Annotated in this window: 10 protein-coding genes; 3 read left to right on the top strand and 7 right to left on the bottom strand. The window is 36.5% G+C overall.

What is annotated here, in order from left to right; translation table 11 throughout:
• Positions 1-50: 50 nt before the first annotated feature.
• Together AEQSU_RS10285 and AEQSU_RS10280 are read right to left on the bottom strand one after the other, a co-directional pair.
• Positions 51-1,358 carry an ABC1 kinase family protein gene (locus tag AEQSU_RS10285; RefSeq protein WP_042492434.1) on the bottom strand — a complete coding sequence of 436 codons (1,308 nt, stop codon included), beginning with the start codon at positions 1,356-1,358 and terminating at the stop codon, positions 51-53.
• Positions 1,358-2,047 carry a TetR family transcriptional regulator C-terminal domain-containing protein gene (locus AEQSU_RS10280; protein WP_014782794.1) on the bottom strand — a complete coding sequence of 230 codons (690 nt, stop codon included), beginning with the start codon at positions 2,045-2,047 and terminating at the stop codon, positions 1,358-1,360. The genes AEQSU_RS10285 and AEQSU_RS10280 overlap by 1 nt, the downstream gene beginning before the upstream one ends.
• A gap of 251 nt (positions 2,048-2,298) precedes the next feature.
• On the opposite strand from AEQSU_RS10280, the gene htpG reads away from it, so the two are divergent.
• The 3 genes from htpG to AEQSU_RS10265 all read left to right on the top strand — a co-directional run bounded on the left by htpG (position 2,299) and on the right by AEQSU_RS10265 (position 9,148).
• Positions 2,299-4,194 carry a molecular chaperone HtpG gene (htpG, locus tag AEQSU_RS10275; RefSeq protein ID WP_014782793.1) on the top strand — a complete coding sequence of 632 codons (1,896 nt, stop codon included), beginning with the start codon at positions 2,299-2,301 and terminating at the stop codon, positions 4,192-4,194.
• Between the two features lie 187 nt (positions 4,195-4,381).
• Positions 4,382-8,665, top strand: a complete 4,284-nt coding sequence (locus AEQSU_RS10270; RefSeq protein WP_014782792.1) for an HYR domain-containing protein — start codon at positions 4,382-4,384, stop codon at positions 8,663-8,665.
• Between the two features lie 132 nt (positions 8,666-8,797).
• Entirely contained in the window at positions 8,798-9,148 is a 351-nt protein-coding gene (locus tag AEQSU_RS10265) for a DoxX family protein (RefSeq protein WP_014782791.1), read from the top strand.
• Between the two features lie 75 nt (positions 9,149-9,223).
• Here AEQSU_RS10265 and AEQSU_RS10260 read toward each other — a convergent pair whose 3' ends face one another.
• The 5 genes from AEQSU_RS10260 to AEQSU_RS10240 all read right to left on the bottom strand — a co-directional run bounded on the left by AEQSU_RS10260 (position 9,224) and on the right by AEQSU_RS10240 (position 12,636).
• Positions 9,224-10,000 (bottom strand): S1/P1 nuclease, encoded by a 777-nt coding sequence (locus AEQSU_RS10260; protein ID WP_014782790.1) that lies wholly within the window; start codon positions 9,998-10,000, stop codon positions 9,224-9,226.
• Between the two features lie 367 nt (positions 10,001-10,367).
• On the bottom strand, positions 10,368-10,826 hold the full coding sequence (locus AEQSU_RS10255) for a hypothetical protein (protein WP_014782789.1): 459 nt from the start codon (positions 10,824-10,826) through the stop codon (positions 10,368-10,370).
• A 126-nt stretch (positions 10,827-10,952) separates the two neighbouring features.
• Positions 10,953-11,414: a hypothetical protein gene (locus AEQSU_RS10250; protein WP_014782788.1), complete on the bottom strand. Its 462-nt coding sequence runs from the start codon at positions 11,412-11,414 to the stop codon at positions 10,953-10,955.
• A gap of 4 nt (positions 11,415-11,418) precedes the next feature.
• Entirely contained in the window at positions 11,419-12,081 is a 663-nt protein-coding gene (locus AEQSU_RS10245; RefSeq protein WP_280956312.1) for a C10 family peptidase, read from the bottom strand.
• 78 nt (positions 12,082-12,159) lie between these two features.
• Positions 12,160-12,636, bottom strand: coding sequence for a Spi family protease inhibitor (locus tag AEQSU_RS10240; RefSeq protein WP_169313458.1), 477 nt, complete (start codon positions 12,634-12,636; stop codon positions 12,160-12,162).
• Between the last annotated feature and the right edge of the window lie 18 nt (positions 12,637-12,654).

Genomic DNA, 12,654 nt, shown 5'->3' with positions numbered 1-12,654 from the left:
CGCTTTGTTTATTGAAATTGTTAAAGGCCTAAACAAAGTTTTGTTAAAGTTTAAATGTATTGTTTATAATTATTGATTTCTACTTTCGCTCCCAAATCGTTCATCAAGTTGTAAAGTCCAAAGAATGTCCTGTTTATATAAAGGAAATGTTTGGAGCCTCGATTTCCGTTCATTTTCCGAATTTCTGGATCTTTTGAATATTTATTGCTTAGCTCTGCAATTTTTCCGAAGAATTCCTCATCACCAAAATCAAAAGTTTCGCCGTGGAAGGGTTTTGTAAACAAACTCAACATTTCATAAAACAACTCTGAAAAGAATTTTGTTTCTTCTGGCGAATCTTCTTCTTTTAGAATTTCCAAAGCATACATTTTCTCTAAAAAAACTTCGGGATTATTGATGTTTTCAGGTTTTGCCAATTCAAAGTAAGGCACATAAAATTCGTCGGGAACGGTTTTCACGCAACCAAAGTCGATAGCAATTAAATTTGCATCTTCATCTACCAAAAAATTCCCTGGGTGCGGATCAGCGTGCACGCGTTTTAACTGGTGCATTTGGAACATATAGAAATCCCAAAGCGTCTGCCCTACTTTTTGCGAATTTTCAATGCTCTTGTTCTGCTTCACAAATACAGAGAGTTGTTGACCTTCCATCCAATCCATTGTAATGATTCGCTCGTTGGAAAGTTCTTGATAATATTTTGGAAATCTTAGATTGGGAATGTTTTTACAAGCTAAAGAAATTTCTTCACTCTGCTTTAATTCCAAAATATAATTGGTTTCTTCCAACAATTTGCCTTCCACTTCCTGAAAATATTTATCGCTATCCTTTCCTTTTATATTGAACATTTTCATTGCAACGGGTTTTACCATCGCCAAATCACTGCTAATACTTTCTGCAATTCCTGGGTATTGAATTTTTATTGCTAAATCCTTACCATCTTTCTTGGCTTTATGCACTTGGCCAATACTCGCCGCAGCCACAGATTCGGCATTAAAAGTGTCATAAAGACTTTCTGGTGTATCTCCAAAATACTTTTTAAAAGTTTTACGTACCAATGGTGCCGAAAGTGGCGGCACTTGAAACTGAGCCAACGAAAATTTCTCAACATACGCCTTTGGCATAATGTTCTTTTCCATGCTCAACATTTGCGCAACTTTTAGAGCGCTGCCTTTTAAGTTTTTTAAGCTATCGTAAATATCTTCGGCATTGCTTTCGTTTAACTCGTCTTTTGTATGCTCTGAGTTTACAAGTTTTTTTCCGTAATACTTCAAATAATTCCCGCCAACTTTTACGCCGGTGGTCATCAACTTTGAAGCACGCTGAATTTTATTGGTGGGGATTTTGTCTATCGTCTTCATTACATCATTTTTTCTTTCCATAAAAATTTACCGAAATCCAACACACTTTCTAGCGGTTTGGTATCGAAAACGTCAAAAATTGCACGCACCGATTTTTCAATGGCCACATCTGTATTTTCAAAACCAGCAGAATTATCGTCCATCCAATATTTTAGTAAGAATAGTGTTTGCAACCAAGCGCCTTCAGAAAAAACGGTTACCGATTGTGTTAAAACTTTAAGCTTTTTGTCTTCGTTATTATCACGAATCAGTTCAGCTGCAAAGTGTTTTATGTCTTTTCGAAGTCCTTTTAACTGACTCAAATTTTTCATCATATTTTGATGTTCTTTTAAAGTGAAAAGAACGTAGCTTCGGTTTAATGTGAGTAATTCAAAGAAAGTATAGAAAAACGTAAGCATTTTCTCTTGGTTGGAATAATTCGGAAAAGCTTCGTCGTTATTCGCCAGCAGAATAGTTTTTCTATAAAAGGAATTCCAAATCTCCATTTGCAAGCCTTCAAAAGAACCAAAGTGTTCGTAAAAAACGGCTTCTTCAAAATTGTGTTCTTTGCAGAATTTAAAAACACTTTTCGGCGTTTTTTCGTTCATAAGAACCGATTCCATATAAAGCGAAATTATTTTATCCTTATTAATAGTATTCTTTAGAGCCTTTTTTTTAGGTGCTGGAGATTTTTTTATTACAGTTGCCATGGTTTCGTAAGTATTTAAAATTGAACAAATTTTGACATTTACATCAATATACAAATATAACTACTGTTGAATGTTTTAACTCAATGTTTAAACAGAATGTTCTGTTAAAGTTTATTATCTTTTTTCTGTGACAAGGTGGCAGAAACTTGCGCTGTGGTATTTTATTTGACTATGATTTTGTTCCCTGAACGAAGCCGAAGAAAAATTGGAGCTCCAGGAATAAATAATAATTAATAGTAATACATAATAAAATGAGCAAAGGAACTATCAATGTATCAGTAGATAATATTTTTCCACTGATTAAAAAGTTTTTATACAGCGACCACGAGATTTTTCTTCGTGAATTAATTTCGAACGCGACGGATGCTACTTTAAAAATGAAGCATCTTGCCAATATTGGTGAAGCTGAAGGTGTAGAATACGGTAACCCGAAAATTGAAGTTACACTTGATAAAGAGAAAAAACAACTTCGCATTACAGACCAAGGAATTGGGATGACCAAAGATGAAGTTGAAAAATATATCAATCAAATCGCATTTTCTGGTGCTGAGGAATTCATAGAAAAATATAAAGACAAAGACGGGAAAGATGCAGGAATCATTGGGCATTTTGGTCTAGGTTTTTACTCTGCGTTTATGGTTGCGGAAAAGGTTGAAATCATCACTAAAAGCTTCAAAGACGAACCAGCAGTGCATTGGACGTGCGACGGTTCGCCTGAATTTACTTTAGTAAAAGCCAATAAAAAAGAAAGAGGAACAGAGATTATTCTTCATATTGCAGAAGATTCGACTGAATTCTTGGAAGATTCACGAATCAGTGAGTTACTTGTGAAGTATAACAAGTTTATGCCAATCCCAATTAAATTTGGAACTCGCACCGAAACCCTTCCGAAGTCAGACGATGCAAAGAAAGAAGACAAGGCGCCAACTAAGGAAGTTGACAATATAATCAACAACCCAAACCCAGCGTGGACAAAGTTGCCTACAGAACTTGAAGATAAAGACTACAATTCTTTTTATAGAGAGTTGTACCCGATGCAATTTGAAGAGCCGCTTTTCCACATTCATTTAAATGTAGATTATCCATTCAATCTTACAGGAATTCTTTATTTCCCGAAGATGTCTAACGATATGAGCATTCAGAAAGACAAAATTCAATTGTATCAAAACCAAGTTTTTGTAACTGATAATGTTGAGGGAATTGTACCAGAATTCTTAACGATGTTACGCGGCGTTATTGACAGTCCAGACATTCCACTAAACGTTTCGCGAAGCTATTTACAAGCAGATGGCGCAGTTAAAAAGATTTCAAGCTACATTACTCGTAAAGTTGCAGATAAATTGAAAAGTCTTTTCAATAGCGACCGTGAAGGTTTTGAAAAGAAATGGAACGACATTAAAATCGTAATTGAATACGGAATGCTTACTGAAGATAAATTCTTCGAAAAAGCACAAGATTTCGCTTTGTATCCAACCGTTGACAATGCTTACTTTACTCTTTCAGAATTGAAAGAAAAAATAAAAGATGTTCAAACTGATAAAGACGGAAACCTTGTTGTTCTCTATGCTTCAAACAAAGAAGAGCAACATAGTTACATTGAAACTGCGAAAGAAAAAGGATATGAAGTTTTGCTTTTAGATTCGCCAATCATAACCCATTTGCTTCAAAAAGTAGAAGGTAGTGAAGAAAAAGTAACTTTTGTGCGTGTAGATAGCGATCACGTTGAAAACCTCATCAAAAAAGACGACGAGCAGATTTCAAAACTTTCTGATGAAGAAAAAGAAAGTTTAAAAACCTTCTTGGAAGGCGTTATTCCTAAGGAAAAATTTAGTGTTCAACTTGAAGCACTGGATAGTAATGCAAATCCTTTCATAATCACCGAACCAGAATTTATGCGCAGAATGAAAGATATGCAAAAATCTGGCGGCGGTGGTGGCATGTTCGGAATGGGCGGTTTCCCTGAAATGTATAATTTGGTGGTTAACACTAATCACGAATTGGTTAGCGAAATATTAAACACCAAAACGGAAAAGAAGAAAGAAAGATTGGTAAATCAAGCGCTCGATTTGGCAAGATTGAGTAAAAATTTATTGAAAGGAGAAGAGCTTACAGCGTTCATAAAACGCAGTTATGAGATGATAAAATAATTGTAAACAATTTTTAAGTTTAAAATAAGCCATTCCATATTCTTGGAATGGCTTATTTTATTGATACTTCTTTAAAATTCTAATTGAATTTAGATACCATTAATATTTAACATAAATTTTTGAAATACTAGTCTAAATGTGAATGATTTAACATATATTTATTGCTCTAACTATAAATATATTTATCATGAAAAAAATTACTTATTGCATTACGTTCGTGTTGTGCTGTATTTTAACCATTGGGGTTTTCGGACAATCCGCCGAAACGGTTAATGGTGCGAATACGACGCAGCCTTTTTTTAATCTTAGTAGGATAATCCCGAATACGGGAACCTATTACCCACCGAGCCCAGCGGCTCCGGCTTTAATCTACGACAATGGACCGATTTTAAATGTGGCTCCGGATAGAAGTAGATTGCAAAATATAACCCTAGGCATGACCTCCTTAGGAGCAGGTGCACAATTCACTGCTAACAACCGAATGGCAGATGATGTTACTTTAACCGACGATTACGACATTACCGAACTTCACTTTTACACCTATCAAACTGGTTCTACAACTACTTCCACCATCACAGGAATTACGTTACGAATTTGGGATGGTGTTCCGGGTCTTGCAGGCAGTAATATTGTTTGGGGCGATGCTACAACCAATGTTCTTGCTTCCTCTGCTTGGAGTACAATTTATAGAGATTCAGAAAGTACACCTGCTACAAACAGACCAATAATGGATTGTACTATTAATCCAACAGGTCTTACGTTAACTGCTGGAACCTATTGGTTGGATTGGAACTACAGTGGTTCTTTATCTTCTGGTCCATGGGCTCCCCCTATTGCTATCTTGGGACAAACCACAACTGGAAATGGTTTACAGTCCTTAGCTGGCGGACCATACAACCCATTGCTAGATGCTGGAACTAGCACCCAACAAGGTTTACCTTTTCAAATTATTGGTTCTGTTGTTTCAACTGGAGGCGGAGGCCCAGTTGCTGAATGCGCTACAGTTGTTCCAACCCCTATTCCAGCAGTTGGAACTGGTGGTAGTGCTTGTACCAACCCAACACTTTCTCTAGCAACTGTTTCCGCAACTGGAAACGTAGGTACTGGAGCAGGTGATTATAATCTTGATAGCATCGAAATTGAATTGACCCACACTTGGGCATCCGATCTTGATATTTTCTTAATATCACCAGATGGTACTATAACTGTTGAACTTTCAACCGACAATGGTGGAAGCACAGGATTGGACACTGCTGCTACTTTAGTTTTTACAGATAGTTCTGTAAATGCCGTAACCGGATGGACGGGAGGAGCACCAATGGCTGATTATCTTGCAGAAGGTGGTTTGTTAAATACTTTACTTGCCGGTCAATCAATTACTGGTGACTGGACACTTCGTATCTGCGATGATAGCGGAGGAGATAGTGGAACTCTATTAAGCTATTGCATTAACTTCAGTGAAGTAGCAATTGTTGTGGGCAATCCACCAACTATCGCTTGTCCTGCGGATATTGTTATAAACAATGCTCCAGGAACTTGCGGCGCAGTTGCAAACTTTGCTGGTGTCGCGATTGATGATGAAGACGGTAACATTTCTTCATCTATTATAGCTACTCCAGCTAGCGGAAGTACTTTCGCAGTAGGCGTTACTACAGTAGAGCTTTCAGTAACTGATAGTGATAACAACACTGTTACCTGTTCTTTTACAGTTACAGTAAACGACAATGAGCTACCAATAGCCGTTTGTCAAGATATTACAGTGGATATAGACCCAATAACAGGAATGGCAACAATAGCAGCTGCTGATGTGGATAATGGTTCTATGGATAATTGTGGTAGCGTAACTTTAGCATTGGACATTACTACATTTGATTGCTCAATGACGGGTGCAAACACCGTAGTTCTTACTGTTACTGATAACTCTGGAAATATAGCTACCTGTACTTCTACCGTTACCGTACAAGACGTTACCGCTCCTGTTATCACTTGTATTGGTGGAGTAGCAACTGTTTCCGTATTGGAAGAATTTGAAGGTGCTACAATTCCAACAGGTTGGTCCACCAATATCCTTGTAGGTACTTACGACTGGACCTTTGGATCTGGTGATATGCCAGTTGGAGGGGATTTCCCAACAAATGCGGCCATCTTTGACGATGACGCAGCTGGAAATGGCGACAATGTAGCAGAATTATTGTCTCCAATTTATGACTTGAGCGGAACTACTACTGCAGAACTCTCTTTTGATTATGCATTACAAGATTTTGCAGGTTCAGGATTATTACGTGCTGAAGTTTGGGATGGAGCCGCTTGGCAACAAGTCTTCTTGGCGGACAACGCCGATATCGACCCTGTAAATACTGGAGTTTTAGATGTATTGGCATTTGCAAATGCTGCCTTCCAAGTAAAATTCACTTGGGATGATGAAACAGGCTTTAACTGGGGCGCAGGTGTGGACAACGTCCTGTTGAACTACGAATCTGCAGCCGGTGGTGGTCTTGATGTATTTCTTGATGCAAACGGAATGGCAAGTGTAGATCCAAACGATCTTTTATTGAGCGTTGATGAAGCGTGTGGATATACTGTTACTGCTGGCGGAGCCGGTGGTGGAACTACGGGTTCGCTTACTACAACTTTTGCGGGTGGTAATGGACTTGATGGTGCTATGTTTGATGTTACGGCGATCAATGATCTTACAATTGACTCATTTGATGTTAATCTTCCAACTGGTGCAGATAATGATTTTGAAATATACTATAAAACTGGTACTTGGGTCGGTTCCAATACCAATCCTGGTGATTGGACATTGTTAGCAACACTTACTGGTATTACTTCTGCTGGTGCAGGTTTGCCTACAGCACTAAACCTAAACTTAGGAATTGTTGTTCCTGCTGGTGATAGAGCTGCATTCTATGTTACGACTACGGATAACGGAACTTTGTCATATACCAATGGTACTGTAACTGGAAACCTTTTCGCCTCTGATGCAAACCTTGAGTTTTATGAAGGACGTGGAGTGGATTATCCATTCACTGGCGGTTTTGAGCCACGTGTCTTCAATGGGAACATCCATTACACAACCGGAGGCGGTGGTGGCGGTCTCGACTTCACTTGTGCAGACCTTGGTCCAAACCAAGTAGAAGTAACCGTTACGGATGCAAGTGGAAACGAGTCTACCTGTATAGCAACAGTTAATGTTATTGACAACATTGCTCCTGTAATTACTTGTGGAACAAATCCAACAGTTTCAGAAACAGAGGATTTTGAAGGAACTACCGTTCCTGCAGGATGGTCTACTGAGATTCTAGCTGGAGTTGCAGATTGGACCTTTGGTTCTGGCGCAATGCCTACTGGTGATGATTTCACATCCAACGCAGCAATCTTTAATGATGACGCAGCTGGTAGTGGACAAACCAATAAAGTTTCCTTATCTTCTCCAGTATACGACCTTACAGACGCAACCAATGTATTGGTTGGCTATGATGTTGCTTTCCAGGAATCTGGAGACCAAACATTCACTGTTGAGGTTTATGATGGAACAGCTTGGCAACAAATAGCACTTTACGATGCAGATTTGGTTCCAAACATCCAAACGGAGTCAATTGATGCTTCTGCTTTTGCAAATGCAGCGTTCCAAGTTCGTTGGACTTTTGACGATCTTGGCGGTTGGGGCTGGGCAGCTGGCGTAGATAATTTTGATCTCAGCTATGAACTTGCTGGAACAGGCAATGTTGTAGAAGTTGAGCTTGGACCTGATGGAACTACAACCATCGATCCTTATAGCCTTCTTTCTGATATAGTTGAAGCTTGTGGAATTAGCACCATCGCAGTAGATGTAACCACAGTTAGCTGTGCAGATATTGGAACCCCAATAATGATTACCGTATTTGTGAGCGATGCGAGCGGCAACATAGCCTCTTGTACTGCCGAAGTAAATGTGGTAGACAAACTTGCCCCTGTAATTACCTGCCCAGCAGATCAAACTGTTGATCCAGGAGCTGGTGGCTTGTTCTACATCTTGCCAGACTATTTTGCAACTGGCGAAGCTACAGCTGTTGACAACTGTACCGACCCAGTAACCATCACAAGCCAGTCTCCAGCAGTGGGAACTCCGCTTCCTGATGGAACACACACCATTACACTAACTGCCGAGGATGAATACGGAAACGTTTCTACTTGTAGTTTTGTACTTACTGTGGAAACCACAATTGGTGTTGGTGAAAACTCATTGGACAAAGGTTTGGCATTATATCCAAACCCAGCGAGCAATGTGGTTAACCTTGTGAACAAGACCAACATTTCTTTAGAGAAAATGATGATCTATGACATAAACGGAAAACTAGTAAACACAACAGACCTTCGCACAATGCAAGGTGAAAAAGCAGTAGATGTTTCATCACTTGCTTCTGGCGTTTATGTAGTTCAGATAATTGGTAACAACGCAAGCACTGTGAAACGCTTGATTAAAGAGTAAACTTTCAGTTAATTGTTTTAATTTAAAAAAGAAAGCCTTCCTATGGAAACATAGGGAGGCTTTTACATTTTTACAGTTTGAAGCTTGGCAAAGTCTTCAAAAAGATTACTTTTAAAAAATTAAAAAAAAGATATGTTACCTTGGCACCAATACCTAATGGGCGTACTATATGTGCTTGCCGGAATAAACCATTTTAGAAAACCAAAACTATACGAACGCATTATTCCTCCATATATTCCCGCTCATAGTGCAATGGTAATGTTGAGTGGCTTCGCAGAAATGATTCTGGGATTTATGATAATGAATAAAAACACCCAAACAGAAGCTGCTTGGGGAATTATAGCAATGCTCATAGTTTTCTTCACAGTGCATATTTACATGCTTCAGAATGAAAAAGCAGCAATGAAGCTTCCAAAATGGGTGTTGATTCTTAGACTTCCTTTACAATTTGGATTGATGTATTGGGCATATCTTTATACTTAAAAAGACGTAAGACTTAAGACCGCTTCGCTAAAAGACGCAAGACGAACTAATTAAAAAGGTATTGGCTTTCTCTGGTTAGCCGAAAATTTCATTTAAAAGCTTCGCTAATCTAATACCGCCCTTTTGAAGTTGCGAACGAAGTGGATTCATATAATCATACATATAATTATAGCTTAATTTTTGTCCAATTTCTGTATTGGCATAGATATTTTCGCATAATGCACGGCTGTCGTACATCCAATCTAAAACGGTTCCACTCATTATAGCTTCCACTTGTTCTTTTGAAAGAACATCAGTGTTTTTAGCAATTTCGGTATAAGACATATCATAGGAATCTATCATTTTAGAATCCCAAACGGTATGTAAGTTCGTGCCATCCTTAAACCAAAGAACCTGAAAATCATTACCACCCTTGTCTTCACCTAAACCAACGTGCAATGGCTGATGCAAATCGCCAATAAAATGAACTAGCATTTTTAGATAGAAAGCTTTGTCATCTCTTGAACTGTTTTCGTTTTTTAAAACTGAAATACACTTCTCAATGCCTTGAATAATATCTCCTTTTTCACTTTTAGGATAGGTTTCATATTTTTCGCCAAAAGGCATATTTACATAATGCCACGGACCATAAGAGTCATATTTGCGATCACTTTTTATGTCATCACCATGGTTTGCAACAAAAGCCAAAGAATGCCCGTCCAGTAATTTTGAGATTTTCTTTTCAGCTCTTCTGCTTAAATATTTTTCAGCTATTTCACCAACTACTCTGTGGCCCGTTTTCCCCCAATCTTCTGCCGCGGAAAGACAATTCGAAAATAGGACAACCAATACTACAACCAAAAACCTTTTCATATTCATAAAAATTTTATCAAAACTAATTTATTTCAGAATTGACAAAGATAGTATCCTGAATTTCAATAATTGAATTGTATTTTGAGTTTTTTGCTTTCTTGAAAAAAATCTCACAAAATTATGAGATGTTTTTTTCTGAAAAGCCTGTTAACTATTTTAATTACTCAAACCGAATAGCCCGAACGGGAGAAATTTTAGAGATAATAAATGTAGAAATCACAAGTACAAAAAGAAAGCAAAGAAACACTCCAGCATTCAATATCAAAATATCAATTTTTAACCTGTAAAGGAATGATTTATTTCCAAAACAAAAGACCTCACGATTTTTTGAAATCTGTGAGGCCTAGTCTGTTTTTAAAAAAAAAATTTATTTTACGATAGTAAAATAAGGCGCATCACCATTCTCAACATCCCACATTAAAGTATCATTGTACCAAACTTTTATTGCTCTAATTTGATTTTCAGTTCTGTAAATTTCAGATTTAATCGTGTCTCTATCCGTTTCGCTCCAATCAATGTAGGTTATTGGAAATTCATCATTGCCTTCATAATTTACAAAAGTTCCAAAAACATATAGACCATTGTTCCCCAGAAAAAGCATATCATCTGCACCAGCAAGCTTAACTTCACCATTAATTAAATGGTATGTTTTAATATCGCTTTGTTTAAATGCATTTGGATTATTGGGATCTAATAAATCGTCTCCAGCAGCATTCTGTATAGAGAAACTTGCACCTAAGTCAATAACAAATTGTTCTTGGGAATCATCATTTTTACTGCAACTAATCAAAAAGAATACAGATAAAATTATAAAAATTGCTTTCATATGTATTAAGGTTTTAGTTATAAATCATTTTTTTTTGAAAATTAGATGTATTTCCATTAGGGTAAAAGATATGTTTTTATAGGAAAGATTTTTGAAATTGTGAAGCTATTTCAACTTTACTATTTTTTATTTTATAATATCAAAATAACAACCCTTCGGATCATTACCATCCCATTTCAACTCTCCATTATACCAAATCTTAGTTCTAATTATCCTTGATTTACTTTTATAAATTTCAGCTTTAATTGTATCTCTATCAGTTTCGCTCCAATCTATATAGGTTATGGGAAATTCATCATTTCCTTCATAATTTACAAAAGTTCTAAAATAGTTTATACCTTCGTTATTATATTGAAATATAATATCATCTGCACCTACAACCTGTTCTTTACCATTGATTAGATGGTAGGTTTTTATCTCTGCTTTTTTAAAAGAATTTGGGTTAGTTTGATCGAGTAAATCCTCTCCACTAGTGGTATTTAAAGAAATATTCACGTCTAAATCATATAAAAATTGCTCCTGAGCATCATCTTTTTTACTACAACCTACAAAAAAAGTAAGCACTATAATTATTACAGTTATTTTCATCGTATTAGGGTTTGATGTTATAAATCATTTTTTTTTGAAAATTAAACGTATTGGATCCAGGATTAAAATTATTATTTGCATACCAAGCATTATTATAAGTTCCGCCCCATCCCCAATTCATTCTGTAGTATAAATAGTGTACTGCCCCAATAGGATTTCCATCGTCATCATACATACAGACTACACTTCTTTGAAAACCATCACATACCCACATATGTCCATCCTCATAATTATTAAAAATCCACCAATTTGCATTTCTACCTCCTTGTAAAATTACAGGTCTATTTGCTCTTAATTCATTTACAATAGTATTGGAATTATAATCTGCAGAAGTTGCGGTAGAATAGCCAAAGAAATTTCTAAATAAGAATGCTGTACTATAGTCGGTATTCACACCCGTTCCATCACATTCATAATGAACTGCAGAACCATAATAATTAATTTTATCGTGAATATCTTTAATTAATAATGCAATAGTATTATTTCCATTATCTAACGGCATATTTGCCCAATTATAGCTAACAGGAAACTGATGATACTTCATGATTTGGGCAATTGCAACTGGCACACATCCTGCATATGCATTATTAATATCACAAGTAAAGTCACAATTTAGAACTGGCATATATGTATTATAACCACAAGTTTGATTCCACTTAGTGCTCAACAATCGGTCAACTTTTTCAAATTCGTTATCACATCCAATGTATGGCGGCTCCTTTTGGTTAAATGCATTTATATTTGCTCAACTAAGTTTAGTTTCAATATTTTGCTCTATATTATTTTCCCTTACATATTTTATACTCTCCTTAGTACTAGCTAACCAATTAACCAATCCAGATGGGTAAGATTCAGCTTTTAAATCAAAAGTTTCTGAATCTGAATATGCTAAAACCGGTATTGATCTGTTGTCTGCTGCTAATATAACAAAACCACCATCTTTATAATTAATAATGTAGAAAACAGTATTCTCTTCTTCATCATTAATTGAAGAAACTTCTGCTACTTCTTTCTTTAAATATGTGGTTTCATTTGAGTTTTTCGCCTTAACGTCAAAAGTAAACTCAGAAGCAATTTCAGAAGCTTTTGCTTTATCAATAAAATTTTCAAGTTGCTGCGCTTGTGGTGGTTGATCCGCACTTTCTTCTTTTTGACAAGAGAATAAGGCAAAGGATAAAAGTAAAACACTAAAATAGCTCCCGATTTGAGATTTAATTTTCATTATATAAATTTTATAGGT

Origin of the sequence: Aequorivita sublithincola DSM 14238 (assembly GCF_000265385.1) — a bacterium.
Classification (GTDB): Bacteria; Bacteroidota; Bacteroidia; order Flavobacteriales; family Flavobacteriaceae; genus Aequorivita; species Aequorivita sublithincola.
Note: the sequence above shows the minus strand (reverse complement) of the source record. Positions and strands in the feature narration are given on the sequence as shown.